This window comes from Nocardia sp. NPDC127526 (genome assembly GCF_042672265.1).
Taxonomy (GTDB): domain Bacteria; phylum Actinomycetota; class Actinomycetes; order Mycobacteriales; family Mycobacteriaceae; genus Nocardia.
The window spans coordinates 81,574-107,300 of record NZ_JBHXVO010000022.1 but is presented as its reverse complement, the minus strand read 5'-3'; the positions used below and the strand labels follow the sequence as shown (position 1 = coordinate 107,300).

The following is a 25,727-nucleotide window of genomic DNA, read 5'->3' as shown; positions in this document are numbered from 1 at the left end:
CCGACTATACGGCCGCGCCGGTCCGGCGCGGCTGGGCCAGGAAGCGCGGGCGCATGGGCAGCGGGCCGTCCGGGCCGCCGGTGAAGGAGATCTGCCGCCGCACCCGCTCGGGTGATACGGCGTCGAATTCCAGGTGCTGTGCGAAGGTGGCGACCACCAGGGTCGCCTCCATGCTCGCGAAACCCGAGGCGACGCACATGCGCTTGCCCGCGCCGAACGGAATGGCGGCCCGTTTCTGCTCGCGTTCCAGGTGCTCCGGCAGGAACCGGCTCGGATCGAATTCCTCGGGCCGCTCCCACACTCCGTGCTGGTGGTGCAGGCCGTGCAGGAAGACCGCGACGGTGTCGCCCGGTCGAATCCGATAGCCGCCCAGCTCATCCGGGCCCTTGGCGGTGCGCGCCAGGCCGATCACCGGCGGCAGCAGGCGCATGGTCTCGGCGACCACCGCCTGCGTCCACGGCAGCCGCTCCACATCCGCCGCGGTGGCCGGGCGCGGGCCGAGCACCGATGCCACCTCCCGCCGCAGCCGGTCGCGGGCCTCGGGATGTTCGGACAGCAGCTGCCAAACCCAGCTCAAAGCCGTTGCGGTGGTTTCCATTCCCGCGCCGATGAAGGTCATCAGCTCGTCGTGGATCTCCTGATCGCTGTAGCGGTAACCGGTTTCGGGATCGGCGGCGTCCATGAGCAGGGCCAGCAGATTGTCCTTGCGATCGATCCGCCCGCCGCGATGGTCGGCGATGAGCCCGTCCACCACCCGCTCGGCATGCCGCAGATCACGCATTGCCCGCGGCTCGATCACCCAGCCCACCGTCCGCATGATTCGCATGGGCAACCGGGAATTGGCAGGATCGGTTCGCCCGCGCCGCTGCAGCACCCAAGCCGAAATATTGTGCAGCGGATGGCTGAGATTGGTCATGAACCCGCGCCCGAAGAACCGCAGCAGCCGCTCCAGCACCACCTCCGACATGGGCCCGGTGATATCTGTCCCGAACATGGTCCGCGAGGTGATATCCAATGTGAGCCGGTTCATTTCGGCCCCCACATCGACGACCCCGTCCGCCGCCGCCAGCCCGCGAATGCGTTCCACGGCCTCGGTGGCCGCCGCCACCATGACCGGCGCGAACCCATCCACATTGCGCTTGGCGAAGATCGGCTGCACCAGCCGCCGATTCCGTTGCCACTGTTCCTCGTTCAGATCGGTGACCAGCCCCCGCCCGAACGCCACCGCGAGCATGTCGTACTCCGGACTCTTCATGTAGTTGTTCTGATTGGTCACCAGCACCTGCCGCGCCAACTTCGGACTCCGCACGATGACGAACCGCGCGAACGGCACGCGCGCCACCAGTACGTCATCCGCCCCCGGCAGATTCGCCGCATAATCCACCACCGTGTGATCCCGCACCCGCGGAATCACCCCCAGCGCCAGCCGCCACGACTCCCACCACCCGACGCGCGTGTCGTGCCACCGCAGAAAAGTGGGCGCCCACCTGGGCGGATAAAGCGAACGCGAGGAATCGGCCATGAGCTGGCTCCCTTGCTGAGCTGTTCAACCTGAGACAAGCTGTCCCACTAAAAATAATGAGACAGCGTGACTCGGTCAATGCTCTACGGCCGGGAATCGACCGGTTCCGGCCGGCGGTTGCGGACCAGGCGGGCGAGGAGTGGCCAGGCCAGGATTACCGCGATCACCGTGTAGACGGCGATCGAGAACCAGGTGTCGATCAGGCCGGACAGGTCGCCGTTGCTGATCTGCAGGGCGCGGCGCAGCTGCCCTTCCGCATTCGGGCCGAGGATGGCGCCGATGATGGCGGGCAGGAGCGGAAAGCCATAGCGGCGCATGAGGAATCCGATCAAGCCGATGACCAGCAGCAGGATCAGGTCGGTGACGTCGCCGCTGACGGCATAGGCGCCGACGCTGGCGAAGAACAGGATTCCGGCATACAGGTACGGGCGGGGGATGCGGAGGAGTTTCGCCCACAGGGGAGCGAGGGGGAGGTTGAGGGCCAGCAGCAGGGTGGTGCCGATGAAGAGGCTGGCGATTAGGGTCCAGACCAGCTCCGATTCCCGTTGGAAGAGAAGAGGTCCCGGCTGGATGCCGTACTGCTGGAAGGCGGCGAGCATGACCGCCGCGGTGGCGGTGGTGGGCAGGCCGAGGGTCAGCATGGTGGTGAGGGTGCCCGCGGCCGAGGCGCTGGCCGTGGACTCGGGCCCGGCGACGCCCTCGATGGCTCCCTTGCCGAATTCGTCCTTGTGCTTGGAGAGTCGCCGTTCGGTGGCATAGGACAGGAAGGTCGGGATCTCCGCGCCGCCCGCGGGGACCGCGCCGAAGGGGAAGCCGATGAGCGGCCCGCGCAGCCAGGGCTTCCAGGAGCGCTGGAAGTCGTTCCTGCTCAACAGGGCTCGGCCGACCGGGATGGCGGTGCCGGGGTTGCGGCGAAGATGGGCGGCGACCCAGAGGGCCTCGCCGACGGCGAAGAGGCCGACCGCCACGATGATCACGTCGATGCCGTCGGCCAGGTGCAGGGAGCCGAAGGTGAGGCGCTGCTGACCGGTGATGGGGTCGAGACCGATCAGGCCGATCATCAAACCGATTCCCAGGGAGGCGAATCCGCGGATCCGGGAAGTGCCGAGCACCGAGGTGACGGCGATGAAGGCCAGCAGCATGATCGCGAAATAGTCGGGGGCGCCGATGTTCACGGCGATCTTCGCCACCGCGGGCGCCAGCAGCACCAGCAGCAGGGTGCCGCAGATGCCGCCGACGAAGTGGCCGATGGCGGCGGTGGCCAATGCCTGTGCGCCCCGGCCTTTTCGCGCCATGGGATGACCCTCGATGGCCGTGACCACCGAGGCCGTCTCGCCGGGAGTGTTCAACAGGATCGACGTGGTCGAGCCGCCGAACATGCCGCCGTAGTAGATCCCCGCGAACATGATGAACGCGCTGGTCGGCTCGACGCTGTAGGTGATGGGCAGCAGCAGCGCCACCGCCATGGCCGGCCCGATGCCGGGCAGCACCCCGATGGCGGTGCCGAGCAGCACGCCGACGGCCGCCAGCAGCAGATGGGTGGGGGTCAGCGCGGTGCCGAACCCCTGCAATAGATCTCCCAGCACATCCAACTCAGAACACCCCCTCCAGTGGACCGCCCGGCAGCGCCACGCCGAGCAGGTTCACGAATACGACATAGGTCACCAGCGAAAGCGTCACCGCGACCAGCGGATCGCGCACGAAATGCCTGCTGCCGAGCGCATAGGCGGCCCCCCAGAACAGCAGCAGACCGGAGATCGGAAAACCGACCAGGTCGATGAGCATGATGTTGGCCACGAACACGCCGATCAGCAGCAGTACCGTGCGCCATTCCAGAGGCGTGTCGAGGTCGATGTCCTCGCCCGCCTCGGCGTCGCCGCTGCCGCCGCGCACCACGTCCACGGCCAGCGCGACCGCCACCACCAGCAGCAGCAGTCCGACCAGGACCGGCACCGCCTTCGGCCCGACCGGACCGCGCTGGGTGAAGTCCGTCGACATGGTCAGGGCGTCGAACAGCACCAGCCCGCCCGCACCGGCCAGCAGGACGGCCACGACGAGTTCGGACCGCTCCTTCAACCACGCCGATGCGGAGGGCGCGGGTGCTTTCGTCGGTGCGGACCCGGCGGTCGGTGCGGCCCCGTCGATCCCGGAACCGGGATCGCTGGGCTCCGTCATGCCAGCCCCAATTCCGTGAGCACCGTGCCGACCTGATCGGTCTGCTTCTGAATGAACGCCCCGAAATCCTCGCCGATGACGAAGGCGTCGTCCCAGCCATTGGTGGCGAGCGCGTCCTTCCACTGCTGCGAATCGTGCATGCGGCTGTAGGCGTCGATCAAAGCCTTGCGTTCCGCGTCGCCGATGCCCGGCGGGGCGACCACACCGCGCCAGTTGGTGAATTCCACATCGATGCCGGCCTCTTTCAACGTCGGCGCGTCGACATCGGCGATCCGCTTGGGCCCGGTCACCGCGAGCACCCGGAGCTCACCGGCCTGGATCTGGTCCAGGTATTCACCGACCCCCGACACGCCGAAGGCGATCTTGTTGCCGAGCACCGAGGCCAGCAGTTCGCCGCCGCCGTCGAAGGGCACGTAGTTCACCGACTTCGGCTCGATGCCAATGGCTTTGGCCACCAGCATGGGCGCCAGATGATCCGGCCCGCCGGGCGAGGAGCCGCCGCCGACCGGGACCGCGCCCGGATTCGCCTTCCACTCCGCGATGAGCTGTTTGATATCGGTGTACTTGGAATTCTTCGACACCACGAGGATGTCGGGCTCTTCGATCAGCTTGGCGATCGGCGTGGTGTCGGTGAGTTTCGACGGCGACTTATTGGTGTAGACGCTGCCGACCACACCCAGGCCCATCTGCATGACGAGCTTGCCATTGCCGTTCTCGCCCACCAGTCGGCCCAGGCCGACGGTGCCGCCCGCGCCGGGCAGATTGAAAACCTCGACCGAGCGCGCGATCCCGGCGTCCTCCATGGCCTTGGCGGAGGTGCGGGCGGTGATGTCGTAGCCGCCGCCGGGGGAGTTGGGCACCATGATCCGGACGCCGGTCAGTTTGTCGCCGGCGCCGGATCCGGTGCTGTTGCATGCGGTCAGCGCGACGGCCGCCACGGCTGCGACCAGTCCGGTCAGCAACTTGGAAGTTCTCACTGTGGATCCTCATCTCGCAACATCGAGTTGGCTCGAATTGTGAGGTGGACCACTCGGTCTGTCTGCCTTGCGTAAGCAATGTTCGTTTTGCTCATAGTGTTCGCGGCGAAAACGACCCGGGCATACCGGGCGTACGGCGAGACTGGCGGCAGGCGACGGCGCCGGGAGGTATGAGAGACGTGGGCAAGAGGGGCTCGCTGGCACGACGGCTGCTGGCCCTGCAGCTGACGATTGTCGTGGCCCTGCTCGCGGCGGTCGCGGCGGTGGTGGTCGCCCAGGTGGGAGAGACCTTCCGCGCCACCGAATCCCGGCGCATGCTCGGCATCGCCGAGGACGTGGCCGCCAATCCCAGCCTGCGGATCCTGCTGGAAGATCCGAAACAGCATCTGCGGCTGGCGCCCTTCGCCACCGCGGCGCAGGTGGCCTCCGGCGCCGATGTGGTCGCCATCGCCCGCACCGACGGCACCGTGCTCACCTCGCAGCACCCCGCCGATATCGGTGCGCCGCTGGCCCTGGCCGATTCGACGGTGACCGACGGGCGAGCCTGGGTCGGGGAGATCGGCGGCGCGGTGGTGGCGCACGTCCCGGTCATCGGGCAGGGCGATCACGAACTGGTCGGCTATGTCGCCGCGCGCAAACAGCTGCCCGCGTTCTGGACGATTCTCACCGAGTCGTTCCCGCGCCTGCTCGGCCTGCTGGGCCTGGCCTGCGCGCTGGGCATCGCGGGATCGCTGTCGGTCGCCTGGTGGGTGAAGCGGCAGACGCTCGGGCTGGAACCGGCCGAGATCGCCGGGCTCGTCGAGCATCGCGAGGCCATGCTGCACGGCATTCACGAGGGCGTGGTCGGTTTGGATCAGCAGCAGCGGATCACGCTGGTCAACGATCAGGCCAGGGCGCTGCTCTCCCTCGGCGACGTGGTCGGCCGCAGCGTGCACGAGCTCGGCCTCAACGAGCGGATCCTGGACGTCTTCACCGGGCGGGCCGAGGGCACCGATCTGATCGGCCTGCGCCGCGGCAAGGTGCTGATCATGAACCGCACCCCGATCCGCTGGGATCAGCGCACCCTCGGCGCGGTGATCACCCTGCGCGACCGCACCGAACTCATGCGACTGCGAGATCAATTGACCGAGAACCGCAATACCACCGATACGCTGCGCGCCCAGGCGCACGAGTTCAGCAATCGGCTGCACACCATCGCCGGACTCATCGAACTCGGCGAATACGACGAGGTGCGGCGGTACGTCGAACTGGTGAGCGCCGGCCGCGACCAATGGCAGGCCGAGGTGACCGGCCGGATCGGCGATCCGGCGGTCGCGGCGCTGCTCATCGCCAAGGCCAGCCGCGCCGCCGAACAGGGTGTGGGACTGCGGCTTTCCGGCGCCACCGCGCTACCCGAGGTGGACGACGCGCTGTCGGCCGATCTGGTGACGGTGCTCGGCAATCTGGTCGACAACGCCCTCGACGCCCTGCACGGCCCGGCAGGCTGGATCGAGGTCGACCTACGCCGGGTCGGCGCGGAGGTACGGGTCGTGGTGCGCGATTCGGGACCCGGCGTCGCCCCCGATATCGCCGAAGAGGTGTTCCGCCACGGTTTCACCACCAAGGCCGCCGAACAGGGCGGCCTGCGCGGCCTGGGCCTGGCCATCACCCGGCAGGCCTGCGTGCGCCGCGGCGGCTCGGTCTCGGTGCACAATGCCGAGGGCGCCGTCTTCACCGCCACCCTCCCGCTGACACCCGCGGCCGCCCGATGATCCGGGTGCTGGTCGTCGACGACGATTTCATGGTCGCCAAGGTGCACAGCGGATACGTCGCCCGGACACCGGGTTTCGAGGTCGCCGGGGTGGCCCATACCGGCCGCGACGCCCTGCGCCTGATCGCCGACCTCCGCCCCGACCTGGTCCTGCTCGATATCTATCTGCCCGACCTCGACGGCCTGAGCGTGTTGCGCGGCATTCGCGAGACCGCCGAGGCCACCGACGTCATCATCATCAGCGCCGCCGACCATGTGGACACCATTCGCGCGGCCGTGCGCGGCGGCGTCCTGCACTACCTCGTCAAACCCTTCACCTACAGCGCCCTGCACGATCAACTGCGGCACTTCGCCGAACTGCACACCAAGCTCAGCGCGCTCGACCGCGCCGACCAGTCCGATATCGACCAGGTCTTCGGCGCCCGCCCCCGCGGCACGGTGGCGCTGCCCAAGGGCCTCACCGCCCAGACCTCGGAGCTGGTGGCCCGCGTCCTGCGCGCCGCCCCCGACGACCTCTCCGCCCAGGAGTGCGCCGACGCCGCCGCCCTGTCCCGCGCCAGCGCCCGCCGGTACCTGGAACACTTCGTCGACACCGGCCGCGCCGAGGTCCGCCTGCGCTACGGCGGCACCGGCCGCCCCGAACGCCGCTACCGCTGGACCGGGGCCTGATCCGGCCCGCTCGGGGCAGGGGCGGGCCGCATAGCGTCGGTGGGCGGGGTCGCGGGCCGGTATAGTCGCCGCGGATGAGTTGTTCCACTGCTGTTGCTGTGCCGAAGTCGCTGGACCGCCGATTCGGGCGGGTGATGTGGCTGGTTCCGGCGTTGACCGCCGGCTTTGCGGCTCTGTGTTTGATGACGCCACTGTGGCCGTTCGAGGAGATCTCGCGCGGGTTCATCGATCTGCAGGTGTATCGGCTGGGGGTCGAGACGCTGCGCGACGGCGGCGACATGTACGGGCAGCTGCCGCAGACCACCATCGGAATCGGGCTGCCGTTCATCTATCCGCCGTTCGCGGCCCTGGTGCTGGCGCCGTTCGCACTGCTGCCGTGGAATGTGGCCACGGTCGCGTTCTTCGTAACCTCGGTGGCGGCGGTGGCGCTGTCGCTGTACCTGGTCGCCCGCCGGGTGTGGCCGGGGGAGGACCGGCGCCGACTGGCGCTGTGGGTGACGGCTTCCGCGACGCCGCTGGCGCTGCTGCTGGAACCGGCTCGCTCGACGCTGGACTTCGGGCAGGTCAACCTGCTGTTGATGGCACTGGTGGTGGCCGACTGCCTGACCGAGAAGCCCAAGTGGCGGCGCGGCATGCTCATCGGAATCGCGGCCGCGGTCAAGCTGACCCCCGCGGCTTTCGTGCTCTACTTCCTGGTTCGCCGCGACTACAAGGCCGCGGCCACCGCCGCGATCACCGGGGCCGCCGCGACCGCGCTCAGCTTCCTGGTGCTGCCCTCGGCCTCGATCAAGTACTGGTTCGGCGGCATGGGCAATGTGGAGGGCCTGAGCGGATCGTCCTTCCACACCAACCAGTCCATCCAGGCGGTGCTGGCCCGCTTCGAGATCCACAAGCCGCTGTTCACCGTGCTGTGGCTGCTCTTCGGCGCCGCGCTGCTGGCCCTGGTGGTGGTCGCCATGCGCCGCGCGACCGACTTCCCGCCGCTGGCGCTGGCCATCAATGCCGTCTTCACCCTGCTGGTCTCGCCCATCTCGTGGTCGCACCACTGGATCTGGATCGCCCCCGCCCTGCTCGCCATGCTCGGCTACGCGACGGTGCAGCCCTGGCGGCAGGCGTGGGGCTGGTACCTCGCCACCGCCATCACCACCGCGGTGTTCGTCTACGGCCCGCAGAACTGGCTGCCCGGCGACGACGATCGCGAAGCCTCGTGGACGCCCTGGCAGCACGTCATCGGCAATACCTACATCTGGCTCAGCGTCCTGCTCGTGGCGTTGTTCGTGTTCGGCACGCGCCGCCGCGCACCCGCTCTGGCGTCAACCGCCGTCTGACTCCGCTGCCGCCGTGACCGGAGGTGGAGCCACTGCAGCAGGCCGAGCCCGATCAGGCCCACAGCCGCGGTGGCGATGCCGATCTTCCAACCCGGCGGACGCCAGGTCAGCACGAGTTCGGCGTCGTGCGTGCCCGCGGGAATCTGGACGGCGACGAGCGATTTGGCGACCGTGGTGATCGGAATCGGGTTGCCGTTCAGGGTGACTCGATAGCCGGGCCAGCCCAGCCGTGCGAAGACGATGCGGCCGCCTTCGGCCGAGGTCACCCGCACCCGGCTGGTGGTGTCGGTTTCGGAGATCGAACTCGCGGTGACGTTCTTGGTGTCGGAGATGCGGCCGTTCGTGCCGGAGATCGGCCCGTCCACCCGTTCCAGCACCGCGATGTAGCGCTCGTGGCCCGGGTAGGCGACCCATTTCCAGCCGGTGGGGGCGGGCTGGTTCGGGGCGTCGGGGAACAGCGCCCGTTGCAGCACAACGCGATCGAGCTTCATCAGGTCGACGAGGGGCCGGCCGGTCGCGGATTCCGGGGCGAACATGCGTCGGTAGGCGTCGGGGCAGACGCTGCCGTCCCAGCGCATGCACAGCATTTCGCCGAAGTAGTAGTGACCGCTCGGGGTGTAGCCATTGACATAGCGGAGCTCGACCGCCCGGGCGTAGTTGCCGAAGACGAGGGAGCCGTACGCGCCCTCGATGCTCTTGTCCCCCGGCTGCAACAGCGCACGATCACCGAGCTGGATTGTGGTGCCGGTGAAATCGGGGAAGGCGGCCTTGGCATCGGAGCGTTTCGCGGGCAGATTCCAGGTCATCGGCGTGGGCTGCGCCGCCTCGACCTGGTAGTACGCGATCGGGAACAGGGCGGCGACAGCCAGCACGGCCGCGGCCGTCGCACCCCTGGTCCGGCCCAGCCACATGGCCGCGGCCACCAGCCCGCCGAGCACGAGGGCGGCGATCACGTGGCCGATCACCGCATGCGGATCGGCGGAGAACGACCGCGCCCACAAGGCCAGGATCAGCACGCCCGCCGCGATACCCCGCGCCCTCGGATTCGCCGCCGTGCCGAAGCGGCCGAGCAGCACGCACACCAGCACCAGCAGGCCGATGGCCAGCATGGGCAGCACCCGCACCGGCCAGCGCAGCGGCCCGATCGAACCCGGTCCGGCGGTCCACATGAGCATGATGACGGAGAAGATGGCGACCGCGCTCAGCTCCCGCCACGCCTCGCGCGCCCGCCGCCAGTCGATGAACGCCAGCGCCGGAATCAGGAACCAGGCGATATAGGTGACCGGCATGGGCTGCACATAGCCCCACCACGAGGTGAACGCGGGCCGGGCGCTCGGCAGGCTGGCATTGAGCGATTCCGACCATGGCACCGTGAGGAATTGGTCGTTGATGATGCTCGAGACGCCGCGCCAGGTCACCTTGGCCGAGAGCATGGACGGCAGGAAGGTCAGCAGTCCGGCGAGCCCGGCGCAGGCCGCCGCGGCCGTCAGCCGGGCCACGGGCTGCCACTTGCGCTGATGGATCAGCTCGCCCGCCGACACCGCCAGCAGCATGAGAATCGCTTCGACCGCCGGGAAGATGTACTGCGTCGTAATCGTCAGGTACAGAAAGACGAAGACCGGAATCGGCCCGCCGGTCCCGCGGGTGTATCGCACCGACGAGGCCCACGCGTGCACCATCCACGCGGTGCCGGTGAGCGCGGTCATCCAGCTGGCCTCGTCGAAGAACAGGAAGAAGCCCGAGAGCGGCAACGCGATGCCCGCGGCCGCGGACCAGGCCGGCCGGCCGCCGTAGGCCAGGCAGATCCGGTAGACGCCCAGCGCGGCGATGATCGAGAAGATCAGTTTCACGACCGTGGCGTACAGCGCCACATTGTCCACCGACGGCGCGATCAGATCGATGAGCAGCTGCGGCGGATTGAACAGGCCCGCATCGTCCATGGTGTTGTTGCCGGCCATCCACTGCTCGGGCACCATCACCGGAAAGGCGCCCTCGCGCAGCTGCCGGCCCAGGTCCACCCACAGTGCGGTGTATTGGGATTCGGTGTCGTCGGTGAAGAAGTGCCGGGCATTGGCGAGCAGCACCGCGGCATATCCGAGGATCACGCCGACCGCGGTGACCGCTCCCCACCGATACACATCCCGCCGGGAAATCGTCTCTTGCTCACAGCCGTGCACCGCACTGTCCTTCACGAGTTCCCAACCGTACCGGGTGGCACGCCCTTCGGCATCGGACTAGAGTGCGCTGTGATCGGGCCCCGCGGAAACTCCGGGCGGTACAGCGTTTTTCGTACCGAAGCCATTCTCGACCACGATCACGGGACATTCGTGAACACAAGCTTCATCTATCGGCACGAAACGATCTACAACCTTTTGATGCGCGGCTTGTACCGCCGTCACTACACCGAGAGGTTCCGCGCCGTCGCGGCCCTCATCCCCGACGGCGCCGAAGTCCTCGACCTCTGCTGTGGCCCCGCCACCCTCTACACCCGGCATCTGCGCCGGAAAGCGGTGACCTACACCGGATTCGATCTCAACGAGCGCTTCGTCGCCCGCCTCACCGCGGCCGGCGCGCGCGGCGAGGTGTGGAATCTGCGGTCCGAAACCCCGCTGCCCGCCGCCGATTACGTCGTCATGCAGGCGAGCCTGTACCACTTCCTGCCCGATCCGCAGCCGGTGATCGACCGCATGCTGGCCGCCGCCCGCATCCGGGTCATCCTCGCCGAACCGGTCCGCAATCTGGCCGACAGCCGGAACCGGATGGTGGCGAAGCTGGGCAGCCGGCTCACCGATGCGGGCGAGGGGTCGCAACCGCGCCGCTTCACCGAGCGCACCCTGGACGCCTTGTTCACCGCCTACCGCGAGCAGGTCGGCGAATCCGGTCTCATCGCGGGCGGGCGCGAGAAGCTCTACGTGCTCAATGCGCAGGGCCGGATGGCCGTGCCCCGGCCGCCCTTGCGGCACTGACGAATTCGCGCATCAGGTCGTGATCCTTGACGCCGCGGCTGGATTCCACGCCGCTGGACACGTCCACGCCCCACGGCCGCGCGGCGGCAATCGCCTCGGCGACATTCGCCGGGGACAGCCCGCCCGCGAGCAGCCACTGCCCGGTGGGTGGAGTGGCGGTCAGCGCGCCGAGATCCCAGCGATCCCCGGACCCGGCCACGGGGGAGTCGAGCAACAGCCACTCTTCGCCATACGCACCGGTGTCCACCGCGGTCTCGGCGGTGAGCGAGGTGGCGCGCAGCAACCGCAGCCCGGCCAGCTCCTCGAAGGCCGCACGGGGATAGGAACCATGCAGTTGCAGTGCGTCCACACCCGCCGCGCGCGCCAGCTCCCCGGCTTCGGCGGCCGGAATGCCGTGCACCACGCCGACCGACAGCACCTGCGGCGGCACCCCGGCGAGCAGGTCCCGGACGGCCTCGACCGAAATCTGCCGCGGGCTGGCGGTGAAAACGAACCCGACGGCGTCGGCCCCGGCCGCGACGGCGGTGGCCACATCCTCCTCGGTCCGCAGACCGCACAGCTTCACGAACACACCCGAACCCTATGCGATACGCATCCGCCGCCCCCAGCGCCCGGTCCGCCCGCACCGCCGACACCCCCAACATCGCCGACACGTCTGTTGCCGCGGTTAACAATGCCCTCTGAGGTCCAGGACGCGGGACAGCCAGGGGTTGAGGAAGACGCCGTTGGGGTCTTGCGCTGCGCGGACGCGTTCGAATAGTTCGAAATCGGGATAGAGGGGGGCGAGGTCGGGGCGGGACAGGGTGAAGAACTTGCCCCAGTGGGGGCGGGCGGTGTCGCTGGCGGACCGGATGGCGTGGGTGGTCGCGGCGAAGTACGGGCGGTGGTCGAGGGTGTGGAATTGCATGATGTCGATGGTCAGGGTCTCGCGGTGGTGGTTGGGGCTCAGGGCGATATCGCCGTCGCTGCCTACGAAGCGCAGGGACACTACGAAGCCCGCGAGGAAGGAGGGGGTCGGGGCGGCGCCGATGGTGGTGTGCAGGGCGGTGACGGCGGCGCGCCAATCCGGCAGTGGCACCGACCATTCCATTTCGATGTGGCGCGGTGGCAGGTCGGGCAGGCTCAGGCAGCGCCATGCGGTGTCGGGTTCGCCGGTTCCGGTGGTGCGGGTGGCCGCGGCGAAGCGGATGGCCGCGGGGATCGATGAGCGTGGGCGTACGGCGGATGCCGCGGTGAACACGGCCCCGGCCAGATGGCGGTCGATTACGCTGCCTCGTAGCCGGCGTCGGGTCGCGCTCGAAAGGCTGTGGGGCGCAGGGGGTTCGTCGACGGGTATGGCGGTGACGCATTCGACGAGATCGGTGTAGGGGAAGTAGTAGAAGCGGGCGTACGGGTGGGCTCGGGCGATGTCCTCGCCCTCGGTCAGGAACCGCTCGACCGGCAGCATTCGCTTGACCGGGCGCAGGGTGAACGCCCGGACCACTTCGAGCTCCACCTCGAGCACGATGCCGAGCGCGCCCAATCCGACTCGGGCGCAACGGAACAGGTCCGCCTGCCCGGGGTCGTCGCGGGTGACCGTGGTGACGGTGCCGTCGGCGCACAGCAGTTTCAGCGACACCACCAGCGCGCTGAGCGAGCCGGTATGGATGCTCGCGCCGTGCGTCGCGGTGCTGATGGCGCCCGCGATGGTCTGTTCCCGGATGGCGCCCACATTGACCAGGGTGAGATCGCGGGCCTGCAGGTCCCGCAGCAGCGCGTCGATGGTGATGCCCGCCTCGACGGTGACCGTGCCCACGGTCGCGGGCAGCGGCGGCCGCGGCCGGTGAATGTCGTAGCGCCGCACCGCGAGCACCCGATTCAACCGGTCCAGCAGGACGGCGGCGGCCTCCGCCCCGGCCGCGGCGATCTCGTTGAAGCTGTGGCCCGAGCCGAGGGGCCGCAGTCGCCGGTACCGTCCCGACCGCACCGCGGCGATCAACTCGTCCTGGGTGGCCGGTCGCAGGATCGGCGTATCCGGCTGGGTCAGGCTGGTGCGCGAGCCCCAGCTGCGTAGCACCGGCACCGCTACACCCGCCGCCAGTCCACGACGACGCGGTTGCCCGGGAACCGCGCGATGAGACGCAGGGCGCCTTCGTCGATCTCGTAGTCGCGCACGATATCGGTGCCGTCCCAGTCCGGCAGCCCCGCGATCTCGGCATGGTGGATGACGCTGCCGCCCCGGACCTCCCAGGTTCCGGCGTACACCACGGTCCGCACCGTGGAGACGCCCAGACGCAGCAGATTCGGCAGTTTCGGCAGGGTGAACAGGATCCGCGCGAGCCCGTCGCGGGCGGCGAATTCGTCCGGTTGCGCGCCCAGTCCGGGACGCCCCGCCGGCCCGAGGATGCAGTGCACGTGCCCGGATCCGGTGTAGGTGAGGTAGCCGAGCGGATCGTCGCCCATCGGTTCGGTGACCGATCCATCGGCGCGTTCCTGGCGCAGGGACAGCAACTTCCAGGTGCCGACGAATTCCGCGGGCCGATGAGCATTCACCCTCGCCAGTGAATCGGCGCGGCGGTTCCGCCGGTAGGCGCGCCGCCGAGGCTGGCCGATCGGATCAACGGGCTGTCGGCATCGGCCAATCTCGGCCCGCGATCGCTCTGCGAGGCTGAATCCGAGAGAAGGAATGGGTTTGTGACACAGTTCGACTACGACTGGATCGTCGTCGGCTCCGGATTCGGCGGCAGCGTGAGCGCACTGCGACTGGCCGAGAAGGGTTATCGGGTCGCCGTCGTGGAGGCGGGCTACCGGTTCGGGCCCGAGGACTACGCCACGGGGGCCGGGGATGTGCGCCGCTATCTCTTCGCGCCGCGACTCGGTTTGCGGGGCATCGTCCGGACCACGCTGTTCAAGGACGTGCTGATCGCCACCGGTGCGGGCGTGGGCGGCGGCTCGCTGGTCTACGGCAATGCGCTCTACCGTGCGCAACCGGGATTCCTGCACCATCCGCAGTGGGCGCGGCTGGCCGACTGGGCGAGCGAGCTGGACCCGCATTACCGGACCGCCGAACGCATGCTGGGCGTGACGACCTACGACGCCGACAGTCCGGCCGGGCTGCTGCTGCGCGAGTACGCGGCCGCGAACGGGCTGGCGGACAGGCACGCTCGCAGCAAGGTCGCGGTCTTCCTGGGCGAGCCGGGCAAGACGGTGCCCGATCCCTACTTCGCCGGCGAAGGCCCCGATCGCACCGGGTGCACCCGCTGCGGTGCGTGCGTGATCGGGTGCCGATACGACGCGAAGAACACCCTCGACAAGAACTATCTGTGGTTCGCCGAACGGCGCGGCGCGGTCGTGCTGCCGGAGCGCACGGTGATCGACGTCCGCCCGCTGGACTCCGATCCATCCGGTGGCGACGGCTACGCGGTGACGACCGAGCGCACCGGGCGCTGGTTCCGCCGGGAGCGCCGGACGGTGACCGCGCGCGGCGTCGTGCTGGCCGCGGGTGCGCTCGGCACCGTCCGGCTGTTGCTGCGCTGCAAGGGCAATGGATCATTGCCGGCCTTGTCCGACCGGGTCGGCGAGCTGGTGCGCACCAATAGCGAGACGGTGCTGGTGGTGCGCACACCGGACGAGCGCCGCGAGTTCACCCACGGTGTGACGGTGATGTCGGACTTCGCCCCGGATGCGGACACCCATATCCAGCCGGCCACCTACGGCGCCGCCGGCGATGCCCTGTCCCTGCTGACCACACCGGCGGTGACCCGGGGCGGCCGCTGGACCCGGCCGCTGTACTTCCTGTCCGAGGCGCTCCGGAACCCGGTGCGATTCGCCCGCGCCAACCGCATCCGGGGCTCGGCGGCACGATCGATGGTGCTGACCACCATGCAGGCGTACGAGAACTCGATGGCGTTGCGGGTGCGGTTCCGGCTGCCCGGCGGCTATCCGGTGCTCACCACCCGGCAGGACCCGATCCACCCGATCCCGGCCTATGTCGAGGCCGGATACCGGGCCGCGAACTGGATCGCCCGGCGCACCGGCGGCGTGGTGAAAGCGGCTGTGCCCGAAGCGGTCTTCTCGATTCCGAGCACCGTGCACATACTCGGCGGCGCGGCCATCGGCGGCGACCCGGACCACGGCGTCATCGATGACCGCCACCGGGTCTTCGGCTATCGGAACCTGCTGGTCACCGATGGCGCGGCACTGCCGGCCAATGTCGGCGTCAACCCCAGCCTGACCATCGCGGCCCTGGCCGAGCGCGCCATGGGCTTCGTCGAGCCCGCCCCGCATGCCGAGCTCGCGCCGCCGATTCGCTTCGGCCCCACGGCCTCGGCCTGAAAGGGAATACCCATGAGCACACCGCATTACGAGGTCGTCATCGTCGGCGCCGGGTTCGGCGGGATGGGCGCGGCGATCCAGTTGCGCCGGCAGGGCATCGACGACATCCTCATCCTGGACCGGGAGCAGGACCTGGGCGGCACCTGGCATGTGAACCGGTACCCGGGTCTCGCCGTGGATATCGCCTCGGTGTCGTATTCCTTTTCCTTCGAACCGAATCCGAACTGGTCGCGGATCTTCGCGCCGGGCGCGGAACTGAAGCGCTACGCCGATCACATTGCCGCCAGATACGATCTGCGCCGCCATATGCGCTTCGGGGTCTCGGTGCGGAGCGCCCGCTGGGATGCCGGGCAGCGGTGCTGGGTCGTCACGCCCGCGCAGGGCGATCCGATCACGGCGCGCTATCTGATCGCCGCGACCGGGTACCTGTCACAGCCGCGCGATCCGGAGATCGAGGGCCTGGATACCTTCGCGGGCACGGTGATCCACACCGCGAACTGGGATGGCTCCTATGATCCGGCGGGCCGGCGCATCGGCGTGATCGGCACCGGCGCCACCTCGGTGCAGCTCGCGCCCGAGCTGGCCCGCTCCGCCGCCGAGCTGACCGTGTACCAGCGCACCCCGATCTGGGTGGTGCCCAAGATCGACGCGCCGATCCCGCGGCCGGTGCGGACCGTATTCGCGAAAGCGCCCGCGGCGCAGCGCGCGATGCGCACGGCGAATACGGTCATGCTGGAGTTGCTGGTCGCCGGGCAGCTGCGTTACCGGCGGTTCCGCTTCCTCAACAAGACCGCCGCCGCCATCGGCCGCGCCCACCTGCGCATGCAGGTCAGCGATCCGGAAATACGCGACAAGCTCACGCCCCATTACGAATTCGGCTGCAAGCGGCCCACCTTCTCCAACCACTACTACGCCATGTTCGATCGCCCGAACGTGCGCCTGCAGACCAGTCCGATCGCGCGCATCGAACCCGACGGCATCGTCACCGCCGACGGCGGCAGGATCCGCATCGACACGCTGGTGCTGGCCACCGGATTCAGCCTGTGGGAGACCAACTTCCCGGCCTTCGAGATCATCGGCCGCGAGGGCCGCGATCTGGGAAAGTGGTGGCGGGAGAACCGCTTCCAGGCCTACGAAGGCCTCACCGTGCCCTACTTCCCGAACTTCCTGGGCCTGGCCAACCCGTACTCGTTCAATATCCTGTCCTACTTCTACACCATCGAAGAACAGATGGGGCATCTGCGGAGACTGTTCGATCAGCTGAAAACCCATGGCGCACAGGTCTTCGAGGTCACCGAGGAAGCCAACTCCCGCTATCTGGCCCGGATGACGGAACTGACCGGCGACAGCATCATGATCAACCCCACCTGCCTGACCTCGAACACCTACTACCTCGACCCGCACAATGAGCCGTCACTGGTCCGCTTCGGCGCCAATGGCGCGATGCTCAAACGCGGCCGCTTCCCGATCGGCGACTACGACTACGCCTGAGCCGGATCGGCCCGCGCGGCGCGCAGGCCGATCGCTCTCACGGCCGGGTGTTCATCAGGACGGAGATGCCGCCGTGCACGAGGACGTCGTCATCGACGGCGAGACTGGGCACATTGCCGGTGGCCAGATCGGGTTTGCCGTCGGCATTGAAGTCGGCGGCGGTGATGGAGTTGGTCCCGATGATCAGCGCGGACCCGTTGTACCCGTCCGGGCCGGACAGGACCGCGGTGCGGGCGCCGGGCGGGGTGTGGTTGGTGAAGACGCTGATGCTGTAGCCCGGAATCGGAAAGTCGTTGTTGGCGGCGATATCCGGGGAACCGTCGCCGTCGAAGTCGGCCACCGCGAGGCCCTCGGTCACCACGCCCAGGGTCCCCTGGGCCCGGGTCACCTCGCCGATGAGGTCACCGACGACGTCCTCGCCGAACTCGGCGGTGGGCGCGCCGGGCGCGGTGCGGTTGAGGCGAACGGTGAACCCGCCCGCGGTGCGGGCGATGATCATGTCCAGTCGGCCGTCCCCGTCGAGGTCGGCCAGCTGGGCGTCGGTGCTGGTGACCACCCATTCCTCGGTGATGTTGAAGGTGGGGATCAGCGAGCCGGGGGCGGTGGTGTTGACCAGGACCGCCACATTGCTGGTGGTGGTGTTGGAGACGAGGACATCCTCGAGCCCGTCATTGTTGATATCGCCGACGGCCAGGCCCTCGGCCACACTGCCGCCCAGGAATTGCGTCGGCGCGGTGAAGGTGAGCGGCCCGCCGGGCTGAGAGGCATTGAGCAGCACCGTGATTCCGAGGCCGAACGGAATACCGGCATCACCGGTCACCAGATCGAGCCGGCCGTCGGCATTGATATCGATGGTGCGCACCAGCGACGGGAACGCCCCCGTGGGCAGATTGATCGGATCGGCGAATTCGGCCGTCGCCGACCCCTCGGGCGTGAGATTGCGCAGGATGGACACGCCATTCGCCCCGGTGTCGAAGAAATTGGACGCGATGATCTCGGGCGCGCCGTCGCCGTCCATATCGGCCAGCTCCACCGACAGCGTGCCCACACCCGCGACGAACTGCCGCGGTGCGGTGAAAGACGGTGCGGCAGCGCCGGTTCCGGTGGTGTTCAGCAATACCGAGACGCCCTTCAGGCCCAGATGGGTGGCGCCGTTGATGGTGGCGGAGCCGGCATTGGCCGTGACGATGTCCGGTTTGCCGTCGCGATTGACGTCCCCGGCGCGCGTCACCCACGGCGCGGTACCGGTATCGAAGTAGTACGGTGCCGAGAATTGCGTCCCCGCACCCCCACTCGAACCGGTCGGCGGTGCGGCGACCGCCTGCCCGCCGGCGACCGCCGCACCGGCGACGACCGCGGCGCAGACCAAGACTTGTGACCTCATATCGCCGCACACTATGACCCGGGCCGATCGCGAGTCATTGTCTCCCGCGGTCGCGCGTTTGACCGGCCAGGCCATTTTCCGGCCGGGTCCGGGTGGCGCGGTAAATCAATGCTCTGGCGATTCCTGCCATGACCTCCATCACATTCCGGCCCATACCGTCTAACTCGAATGCTGATTCGCTCAGAGGAGGGTCGGGTGCCTCGCCCACGTCGTCTTACTCGCGCTTTGTTCACCATCGGTGCGGCCTTATCGCTGTCGGTGGCGGCTTCCGGGTTGAGCCCCGCACACGCGGATCCCTATCCCGCTCCGCAACCCCCGGATCCGACCTATGTGTTCGCGCAGGTCGCCGAGATCTTCAGCGGTACGGTCACCGACCTGCTCACCCCGGGGCAGTTCGAATACCTCGTCAAGGCGGGCATTCTCACCAATCTCGGCCGGCTCGCCGAGCCGTTCGCCAACTTGAGCAAGCCGGAGACCTGGCATACGCCCGATGGCGCGGTGGGCGCGCTGGCGGCCGCGCAGCAGCTCTGGGACGCGCTCACCCATGTGGCGCCGTTCGGCATCGGCTTCCCGCCGCATCCCGGCTACACACCGGACTGGAACAACAACGGGGTATTCGGCGTCGCGGATATCGACGACGCCATGCGGGACGACACCTATGACGATCCGGCCTTCGAAACGGCCAAGTTCCGGCTGCCGTGCAACAATCCGGACGGCAGCATCTGGTACGAGACCACCGACGGTTCCTGCGCCCCGGGCGATTCCGGCGCGGCATTCAAGCTGGGCACGGTCAAGAAGATCCAGATGGTGAATGCGCGCGGCATCATGCTGGCGGGCAAGGTGTTTTTCCCGGCGGGCGTCGACCCCGATAATCCCGGAACCGAGAAATACCCGGTGACAATCGGATTCCCGGGCGCCTCGGAATCGCAGAACGATGTGGCGATGTACGCCCAGGGCGCGGCGCGCAACGGATTCATCAGCTACAGCTTCGCCCAGGCCGGTCAGCCCGCCAGCGACGGCAACGCCCTGGATCTGATCACGCCCCTGCTTCAGGTGGAGGCCTGTTTCGCGCCCGGGTCCTGCCTGGACGCGCAGGATGTGACGCGCTGGGTGGCCGGGGACGACATCATGGCCATCAGCGATCTGAACAATGAGATCGGAAACCTTGTGCGCCTGCAGAACCCGCGGTTGGTGCGGATCAATCCGGCGTACGAGCCGGTGGGGCAGAACCCGCGCAATCCGTATCTGGACCTGCTCGACCTCGAGCACATCAACCTGTGGGGTCAATCGGTCGGCTCGGTCGGCATGTCCTCCTACCTGAACTATCAGGACAAGGGCCACGGATACGACGGCCGCCCGCTGCCCCGGGTCGCCGCGGCCTCGCTCATGTCCGGATTCACCCAGCACGCGGCCTCGGCGGCGGTGCAGTGGCAGACCGCGGATCTCGATATCCCGGGCCTGAGCGAATACGGCCTCGTCGACTTCCCGAATCCGCTGTTCCAGGCCACCGACGGCCCGATCGGCACCAAGGATCTCTACGACATGGAGCGCCGCAATCCGCGCAGCACCAACCCGATGATGCTCATCCCCTACGAGAGCGGCAGCCACGGCGATTCCATCAACTGGCTGGGCGTGCCGCACAACCCGAAATCCCCAGCGCTGTCGGTGCATTACACGATGAGCTGGTTCAACTGCTACGGCCGCGCGGATGCCGATCAGGCCGCCTGCGACGCCTTGAGTCAACCCCGGGACGGACTGTCGCGCGCTGTCGCAACGGAATACGCGCCGCAGGGACATGACGGGCCCAGCTACTGCGTGACCATTCCGGACCGCGCCACCCTCGGGCAGATCGTGCGGCCGCAGATCTTCCTGCAGAACCTCACCAGCAGCCCCGGCTGGTACGACTGCACCCGCCAAGACTGAGGAAAGACTGTGCACTCCACCAAGACTCGCGTGCGGCGCCTGTGCGCCGCGAGCGCGGCCCTCACCCTGACCCTGGGCGGCGCGGTGACGGCGGCCGCCGAGCCGCTGTCCTCCGGATCGGCCTCGGGCTCGGGCGGGCCGAATCCCATCTTCCATGAATCCGTGCAGTACAACGTGGGCGGTCTCGGTCCCGGCGTGGGATCGCAGACCATGGCGACCGCGGACTTCAACGGTGACGGCTTCACCGATGTGGCGGCCACCGGCATTGTCGACGGCGTCGGCGTGCTGTTCGGCGACGGCACCGGGCGGCTGCGGCGGAATCAGTTCGTGAACACCGAGATCGGCGCGAACGCGGTGGCCGCGGCCGATATCGACGGCAATGGCAGCCCGGACCTGGTGGTTGGGGACTTCCTGAGCCTGGCCGTGCTGATCAATGACGGCAGCGGTGTCTTCCATGTCGACCGCACCTACTCGACCGACTTCAATCCGAATGTCACCTCCCGCACCGGCGGCATTCCCTTCGGTGTGACGCTGGCCGATTTCGATCAGGACGGTGCGGTCGACCTGGCCTTCAACAGCATTGTCCCGGTGCCCGGCGGGGCGGCCGTGATGCGTGGCGACGGCCGCGGGCATTTCGGCGCACCGCAGTGGTTCGGCGTCGGACTGTCCAAGGGCAGCGCACTGTCCGGTGATGTCGACAATGACGGCTACCCGGACCTGGCCTTCCACGATCTGGCCACCTCCGGCGTCTGGATCATGGTCAATGACCGGCGGGGCGGATTCCTCGCTCCCCGATGGAATCTCGTCGCGCTGCCGAGCGAGGACCTCAAGCTCGCCGATGTGGACTCCGACGGGAATCTGGATTTCGTGACGGCGAATATCGCCGGCTTCAGCGCGGGCATCCACTACGGCGACGGGCGCGGGAACTTCTCCCCGCCCCACCTTGTCGGCCCGGCGCTCGCACCGTGCGCGGTGGCGGTCGGCGAATTCGACGGCGACGGCGTCAACGATATCGCGGCCATGCAGTACATCCCCTCCACCGCAGTGATTTTCACCGGCGACGGGCGGCGCGGCTTCGCCTACGCCGAGCAGCACACCATCGGGTTGGGTCCGCAGGCGGCGGTCACGGCCGATCTGACCAATGACGGGTACCCGGATCTGATCACCATGAGCAGCCTGTCCGAGGACGTCGCCGTGCTCGTCAACCGTTCCGCGCAGAGAGGCTGAGCCATGCGGAAATCCATTCCCGCCGCGGTGACCGCGTGCGGCGGCATCCTGGCCGTCGCCGCCACCCTCGGCGCACCCGAGGCCGCCGCGGTGGAACCGACCCTGTCCTGGGGCACCAGCTTCGGCGGCACCAGCATCAACCACTTCACCACCGTGCCCAGCGGCGCGGTGTTCGACGGTGACATCGCGACGCTGAACCCCGCCATCCAGCCGGGCGTGCTCGGCCTGCTCGCCGATGCGACCCCGTTCGACAACACCTGCGCCACCGCGCAACTCGTCTTCTATCCGAAATCCGGTGCACCCGAGACGATTCCGGTCGGCACCGCCTGTGGAGCCCCGTTCCCCTACCTGATCGTCGCGCGCCGCCCGGCCGGCGAGTACGCCGAGATGTGCGGCGTGGTCACCGTGGTCGAGCAGCGGACCGAGACCTGCTTCCGCTTCCCGAACGATTGAGAATTCCGCGATGACAAAGACTTCCACCCGGCTGCTCACCGGTCTGTTCGGCGCGGCGCTGGCCCTGACCTGCGCCGTGCCCGCGGCCGGCGCGGACCCGGACCTGCCCGCCGTCACCCCGGAACCTGCGAAAACCGCTGCGCCGCCACTGCTTCCGCCTTTCAACTTCACCGTCAACGTGCTCGGCTTCGACTTCAAGCACACCAATCAGTTCCCGGCCGGGGTGACCTTCGACGGCGCGGTGTGGGCCGTCAATCCGGAATGGCAGGTGTTCCTGCTCGGCTGGCTCGCCGATATGGCCCCGTTCATCGATGTGAACTGTGCCGAGGGTGCGATCGTCTTCGAGACGAAAACCGGTGAGCAGGAGGTGTATCCGCTCGCCACGCAGTGCTCGAACGGCTATATCTACGGCTTCCTGAGCCGGCGCCCGGCCAAGGATTACCGCATGGTGTGCCTGTCCTCGGCCACCGTCGGCGACCGCGGTCAGCGCGCCTGCTTCCGGTTCATCAACTGAGATCGTCATGACCACACGACCACGATTCGACTGGGACATGCGGCGGAACACCGCCAGCGTCTACGTGCTCACCCAGCTGGCGCGCGAACGCGGCGTGCCGGTGGTGGACTGCCTCGCCGGCACCGGGGTGAAGCCGACGGCGGTCATCGATCCGCGGACCGAGATCACCGCCCGGCAGGAGCTGGCGGTGGTGCGCAACCTGCTCGCGCGCTGCGGCGACGAGCCGGGACTGGGAGTGGCGGCGGGCAGCCTGATGCACGTATCCCTCTACGGCAATTGGGGATTGGCGCTGCTGAGCAGCCCGACGCTGCGCGAGGCCCTGCGCACGGCGCTGCGCTATCTCGAACTCGCCTTCGCCGTCGGCCCGATCTCGCTCTACGAGGCAGGCGGGCAGGCCCGGCTGCGCCTGGACGATGCCGGCATCCCCGCGGATGTGCGGCCGTTCTTCACCGAGCGCACCATGGCCGCGGTGCAGGTGCTCGGCCGGGAGCTGTTCGCCGTCGACATCCCGCCCGACTGGGTGTCCTTCCGGCACGCCGTCCCGGCGGACACCAGCAGGCATCGCGAAATATTCGGCGTGGAGCCGCTTTTCGGCGCCCCGGCCATCGAATGCGCCTTCGACGCCGGCTATCTGGAGCTGCCGTTGCCGCAGGCCGATGCCTGGGCGCGCACCACCTACGAGCGCATGTGCCGGGAGACGCTGACCCGGCGCCGGCTGGCCCGTCGCCCGTCGCGGGGCGAGATGACCGACGCCGTGCGCGAGGTGCTGGTGCGCGATCCGCGGCAGCTGTCCACGCAGGCGGCGGTGGCGGCCGAGCTGTACATCAGCCCGCGCACCATGTCGCGACGGCTCCAGGACGAGGGCGTCTGCTTCCGCGCCCTGCTCGAGGAGGTGCGGGAAACCACCGCCGAGCATCTGCTGCACCACACCGACCTGACCACCGGGCAGATCAGCCAGCGGCTCGGTTACGCGGAGCCGGCCGCCTTCATTCGCGCATTCCGGCGCTGGAAGGGCTGCCCGCCACAGCAATACCGGGTGCTGGTCAACGGCGCGCCGCCGCCCGCGGGGAGCAAGCGCCGCATGGCGCCGCCGTCCGCGGCGTGAGGAAGGCGGCGCGGACTCGGCTAGCCGGCGATGGCGGTGCGAACGGTCGCTCCGCGCAGCAGCGGTCGCAGCCCGTCGGACCGGAACGGTCCCGGATCGGCGGGCGCGGCCGGGTCGGCGCAGCCGGTGAACAGGCGGCGGCAGAACTCGTGCGCCCATTCGGCGGTGATGACGCTCATGGCCCCGGTGATGTCCAGGGTCCGGTTGGGTACCTGGCCGGTGCGCACGATCACCATGTCGAGACTGGGAATGATCGCGACGATCTGATCGAACATGCCGCTGAACAGATAGGTGTCGGCGGGCGCGGAGGCGATGACCGGCCGGTCCAGAATGGAGCGGATCGGCGCCCGGCAGGTGATGGTGTCGGTGGCGGCATTGAGCCACAACAGGAATCCATAGCCCGGATTGGTCGGCGCGGGCGTGCGGGCCTGGCGCACGAAATCGGCGGTCAGCAATTCCCGCTCGCCCCACTGTCCCTCGCGCAGCAGCACATGACCCAGCCGAGCCAGATTGTGCGCGCTCAGAAATACCAGCCCCGCCCAATACGGATGCCCCGCACGATCCTTCGCCACCCACCACTGCTTCGGCTCGATGCCGAGCGGCGTGAACAGCTCACGCTGCGCGAACTCCACCGAGTCCATGCCCGCGGCACGGGAGATGACATGCCCGAGCAGGCTCAACGGCGCTTGCGCGTACTCGAAATACGTCCCGGGCGCATGCTTCGGCTCGGCCGTGAGCGCCAACCCCACCTGGTCGTAGACCGGCACAGCCAATTCCCGCAGCGTCCGGAACGCCAGCCCCGAACTCTGATTCAGCAGATGCCGCACCGTGATGTCCCGATGCCGTGCATCGGCCGCGGTCACGTACCGGCCGATCGGATCGTCGAGCTCGAGCAGCCCCAGCGCCGCCGCCCGCCCGGTGACCATGGCCAGCACGCTCTTCGACGCGCTCCACACCGGCCGTACCCCATGGGCCCGGACCGCATCCCGGTCACCCGCCGCGACGAGATACCCGTGCCGATAGATCCGGATGGACCGAGTCGTCCGCCCTTCGGTGAACGCGACCGCGTCCCGCACCGCCACGGGGTCCAATCCGACGGCTTCCGGCGCGGCCCGCGGGAATTCCCCGCCGTCCACCGGATACTCAGCGAAATCCATGAACGGAATCTAACCCCGCCCGCGGCGGCCTGCTCGGCGTCCCTGATCCAGCCGCGGCGGATGGCGGTGCCGATCAATGAGATGGCTGTTCACGCGGCGTCGGCGTGCGACCGGCCCGCAGTCGGTCGTGGCCGCCGCATCGAGTGAACGGTCCGGGCTCGGTCAGCGGTGGTGTTCCGCCATCGACACGGCAAACCGGATCCTGTCCGGCGCGGTCGGGGGCGACCCCGACCGGCTGGGATCTCCCGTGCCTGCACGTGCTAAACGAGAGATCGCGCCCGCCATTGGATGCCCGGCAGGAAATGCACGTCGTAGCGCTGCTGTTCCGGTAGGAGGCTGTCGAAGTCCGCCCGGCCCTGCTGGATTCGGCCGAGGTGGCGGAAGTAGTCGAAGCGGTCGATGCCGGGGCCGAGCACGATGAGCAGGTCGGCGGTCGCGCCGGGGGCGGCGCCGAAAGCGTGCGGCAGGCCCGGCGAGACGACGATCAGGCCGCCCGCGGTGACCGTCTCCGACCTGCCGTCGAGGTAGAACTCCATGGTTCCGTCGAGTACGTAGAACAGTTCGGTGGACCGCGCGTGATAGTGCGGGGCCGCCCCGTCCGCGCCCGCGCCGAGGGTGAGGCGATTGGCGCCCAGCGCGCCGCCGGTGTCGGAGGCATCGGCGAGCAGGTGGAAGGCGCCGCCGTGCGGCAGCTCCACGGTTTCCGCGGTCGCGGCCGGTACGACCAGAGCTCCGGCGATGGTGGACGACATGGTGCGCTCCTTTGTTCGTT

General features: G+C 68.7%; 22 protein-coding genes. 11 read left to right on the top strand and 11 right to left on the bottom strand.

Annotated elements, in window-relative coordinates:
- Positions 1-4 precede the first annotated feature (4 nt).
- From ACFVIV_RS28530 to ACFVIV_RS28515, 4 genes are all read right to left on the bottom strand, one after another.
- Positions 5-1,522 carry a cytochrome P450 gene (locus ACFVIV_RS28530; protein ID WP_379201499.1) on the bottom strand — a complete coding sequence of 506 codons (1,518 nt, stop codon included), beginning with the start codon at positions 1,520-1,522 and terminating at the stop codon, positions 5-7.
- A gap of 83 nt (positions 1,523-1,605) precedes the next feature.
- Positions 1,606-3,114 (bottom strand): tripartite tricarboxylate transporter permease, encoded by a 1,509-nt coding sequence (locus ACFVIV_RS28525; protein ID WP_379201497.1) that lies wholly within the window; start codon positions 3,112-3,114, stop codon positions 1,606-1,608.
- Position 3,115: 1 nt separating this feature from the next.
- The gene (locus ACFVIV_RS28520; RefSeq protein ID WP_379201495.1) at positions 3,116-3,697 is read right to left on the bottom strand and encodes a tripartite tricarboxylate transporter TctB family protein; all 582 of its coding nucleotides are present in this window, start codon (positions 3,695-3,697) and stop codon (positions 3,116-3,118) included.
- Positions 3,694-4,674, bottom strand: a complete 981-nt coding sequence (locus ACFVIV_RS28515; protein WP_379201493.1) for a Bug family tripartite tricarboxylate transporter substrate binding protein — start codon at positions 4,672-4,674, stop codon at positions 3,694-3,696. The genes ACFVIV_RS28520 and ACFVIV_RS28515 overlap by 4 nt, the downstream gene beginning before the upstream one ends.
- Before the next feature lie 179 nt (positions 4,675-4,853).
- On the opposite strand from ACFVIV_RS28515, the gene ACFVIV_RS28510 reads away from it, so the two are divergent.
- From ACFVIV_RS28510 to ACFVIV_RS28500, 3 genes are all read left to right on the top strand, one after another.
- Complete coding sequence (locus tag ACFVIV_RS28510) at positions 4,854-6,425, top strand: ATP-binding protein (protein WP_379201491.1); 1,572 nt, start codon at positions 4,854-4,856, stop codon at positions 6,423-6,425.
- Positions 6,422-7,093 carry a response regulator gene (locus ACFVIV_RS28505; RefSeq protein WP_379201489.1) on the top strand — a complete coding sequence of 224 codons (672 nt, stop codon included), beginning with the start codon at positions 6,422-6,424 and terminating at the stop codon, positions 7,091-7,093. The genes ACFVIV_RS28510 and ACFVIV_RS28505 overlap by 4 nt, the downstream gene beginning before the upstream one ends.
- A 74-nt stretch (positions 7,094-7,167) precedes the next feature.
- On the top strand, positions 7,168-8,421 hold the full coding sequence (locus ACFVIV_RS28500; RefSeq protein ID WP_379201487.1) for a glycosyltransferase 87 family protein: 1,254 nt from the start codon (positions 7,168-7,170) through the stop codon (positions 8,419-8,421).
- On the opposite strand, the gene ACFVIV_RS28495 is transcribed toward ACFVIV_RS28500, so the two are convergent.
- Entirely contained in the window at positions 8,334-10,559 is a 2,226-nt protein-coding gene (locus ACFVIV_RS28495; RefSeq protein ID WP_379201554.1) for a hypothetical protein, read from the bottom strand. The two genes, ACFVIV_RS28500 and ACFVIV_RS28495, sit on opposite strands and share 88 nt — an antisense overlap.
- A 189-nt stretch (positions 10,560-10,748) precedes the next feature.
- Here ACFVIV_RS28495 and ACFVIV_RS28490 point away from each other — a divergent pair, with 189 nt between their 5' ends.
- Positions 10,749-11,387 carry a class I SAM-dependent methyltransferase gene (locus tag ACFVIV_RS28490; RefSeq protein ID WP_379201485.1) on the top strand — a complete coding sequence of 213 codons (639 nt, stop codon included), beginning with the start codon at positions 10,749-10,751 and terminating at the stop codon, positions 11,385-11,387.
- Here ACFVIV_RS28490 and ACFVIV_RS28485 read toward each other — a convergent pair.
- From ACFVIV_RS28485 to ACFVIV_RS28475, 3 genes are all read right to left on the bottom strand, one after another.
- Positions 11,338-11,958, bottom strand: coding sequence for a phosphoribosylanthranilate isomerase (locus ACFVIV_RS28485; RefSeq protein WP_379201483.1), 621 nt, complete (start codon positions 11,956-11,958; stop codon positions 11,338-11,340). The genes ACFVIV_RS28490 and ACFVIV_RS28485 overlap by 50 nt on opposite strands.
- 96 nt (positions 11,959-12,054) lie before the next feature.
- Complete coding sequence (locus ACFVIV_RS28480; protein ID WP_379201481.1) at positions 12,055-13,449, bottom strand: D-arabinono-1,4-lactone oxidase; 1,395 nt, start codon at positions 13,447-13,449, stop codon at positions 12,055-12,057.
- A gap of 2 nt (positions 13,450-13,451) precedes the next feature.
- The gene (locus tag ACFVIV_RS28475; protein ID WP_379201479.1) at positions 13,452-13,919 is read right to left on the bottom strand and encodes a lipocalin-like domain-containing protein; all 468 of its coding nucleotides are present in this window, start codon (positions 13,917-13,919) and stop codon (positions 13,452-13,454) included.
- 141 nt (positions 13,920-14,060) lie between these two features.
- Here ACFVIV_RS28475 and ACFVIV_RS28470 point away from each other — a divergent pair, with 141 nt between their 5' ends.
- Positions 14,061-15,701: a GMC oxidoreductase gene (locus ACFVIV_RS28470; RefSeq protein ID WP_379201477.1), complete on the top strand. Its 1,641-nt coding sequence runs from the start codon at positions 14,061-14,063 to the stop codon at positions 15,699-15,701.
- A gap of 12 nt (positions 15,702-15,713) precedes the next feature.
- Positions 15,714-17,192: a flavin-containing monooxygenase gene (locus ACFVIV_RS28465; protein WP_379201475.1), complete on the top strand. Its 1,479-nt coding sequence runs from the start codon at positions 15,714-15,716 to the stop codon at positions 17,190-17,192.
- 37 nt (positions 17,193-17,229) lie between these two features.
- Here the strand turns inward: ACFVIV_RS28465 and ACFVIV_RS28460 are convergent, their stop codons facing one another.
- The gene (locus ACFVIV_RS28460; RefSeq protein ID WP_379201473.1) at positions 17,230-18,576 is read right to left on the bottom strand and encodes an FG-GAP repeat domain-containing protein; all 1,347 of its coding nucleotides are present in this window, start codon (positions 18,574-18,576) and stop codon (positions 17,230-17,232) included.
- A 195-nt stretch (positions 18,577-18,771) separates the two neighbouring features.
- Here ACFVIV_RS28460 and ACFVIV_RS28455 point away from each other — a divergent pair, with 195 nt between their 5' ends.
- The 5 genes from ACFVIV_RS28455 to ACFVIV_RS28435 are packed head-to-tail and all read left to right on the top strand — an operon-like array spanning position 18,772 to position 23,798.
- Positions 18,772-20,499: a hypothetical protein gene (locus ACFVIV_RS28455; protein WP_379201471.1), complete on the top strand. Its 1,728-nt coding sequence runs from the start codon at positions 18,772-18,774 to the stop codon at positions 20,497-20,499.
- Between the two features lie 9 nt (positions 20,500-20,508).
- On the top strand, positions 20,509-21,726 hold the full coding sequence (locus ACFVIV_RS28450; protein WP_379201470.1) for an FG-GAP repeat domain-containing protein: 1,218 nt from the start codon (positions 20,509-20,511) through the stop codon (positions 21,724-21,726).
- 3 nt (positions 21,727-21,729) lie between these two features.
- Complete coding sequence (locus ACFVIV_RS28445; protein ID WP_379201468.1) at positions 21,730-22,179, top strand: hypothetical protein; 450 nt, start codon at positions 21,730-21,732, stop codon at positions 22,177-22,179.
- A gap of 10 nt (positions 22,180-22,189) precedes the next feature.
- On the top strand, positions 22,190-22,693 hold the full coding sequence (locus tag ACFVIV_RS28440; RefSeq protein ID WP_379201466.1) for a hypothetical protein: 504 nt from the start codon (positions 22,190-22,192) through the stop codon (positions 22,691-22,693).
- 7 nt (positions 22,694-22,700) lie between these two features.
- Positions 22,701-23,798 (top strand): AraC family transcriptional regulator, encoded by a 1,098-nt coding sequence (locus ACFVIV_RS28435; RefSeq protein ID WP_379201464.1) that lies wholly within the window; start codon positions 22,701-22,703, stop codon positions 23,796-23,798.
- Positions 23,799-23,818: 20 nt separating this feature from the next.
- On the opposite strand, the gene ACFVIV_RS28430 is transcribed toward ACFVIV_RS28435, so the two are convergent.
- The gene (locus ACFVIV_RS28430) at positions 23,819-24,955 is read right to left on the bottom strand and encodes a serine hydrolase domain-containing protein (RefSeq protein ID WP_379201462.1); all 1,137 of its coding nucleotides are present in this window, start codon (positions 24,953-24,955) and stop codon (positions 23,819-23,821) included.
- A gap of 260 nt (positions 24,956-25,215) precedes the next feature.
- Positions 25,216-25,707: a cupin domain-containing protein gene (locus ACFVIV_RS28425; protein WP_379201460.1), complete on the bottom strand. Its 492-nt coding sequence runs from the start codon at positions 25,705-25,707 to the stop codon at positions 25,216-25,218.
- Between the last annotated feature and the right edge of the window lie 20 nt (positions 25,708-25,727).

Coding starts and splice junctions, on each gene's coding strand:
- ACFVIV_RS28530 (WP_379201499.1), bottom strand. CDS start 1,522: ATGGCCGATTCCTCGCGTTCGCTTTATCCGCCCAGGTGGGCGCCCACT.
- ACFVIV_RS28505 (WP_379201489.1), top strand. CDS start 6,422: ATGATCCGGGTGCTGGTCGTCGACGACGATTTCATGGTCGCCAAGGTG.
- ACFVIV_RS28460 (WP_379201473.1), bottom strand. CDS start 18,576: ATGAGGTCACAAGTCTTGGTCTGCGCCGCGGTCGTCGCCGGTGCGGCG.
- ACFVIV_RS28440 (WP_379201466.1), top strand. CDS start 22,190: ATGACAAAGACTTCCACCCGGCTGCTCACCGGTCTGTTCGGCGCGGCG.
- ACFVIV_RS28430 (WP_379201462.1), bottom strand. CDS start 24,955: ATGGATTTCGCTGAGTATCCGGTGGACGGCGGGGAATTCCCGCGGGCC.
- ACFVIV_RS28445 (WP_379201468.1), top strand. CDS start 21,730: ATGCGGAAATCCATTCCCGCCGCGGTGACCGCGTGCGGCGGCATCCTG.
- ACFVIV_RS28500 (WP_379201487.1), top strand. CDS start 7,168: ATGAGTTGTTCCACTGCTGTTGCTGTGCCGAAGTCGCTGGACCGCCGA.
- ACFVIV_RS28465 (WP_379201475.1), top strand. CDS start 15,714: ATGAGCACACCGCATTACGAGGTCGTCATCGTCGGCGCCGGGTTCGGC.
- ACFVIV_RS28520 (WP_379201495.1), bottom strand. CDS start 3,697: ATGACGGAGCCCAGCGATCCCGGTTCCGGGATCGACGGGGCCGCACCG.
- ACFVIV_RS28435 (WP_379201464.1), top strand. CDS start 22,701: ATGACCACACGACCACGATTCGACTGGGACATGCGGCGGAACACCGCC.
- ACFVIV_RS28425 (WP_379201460.1), bottom strand. CDS start 25,707: ATGTCGTCCACCATCGCCGGAGCTCTGGTCGTACCGGCCGCGACCGCG.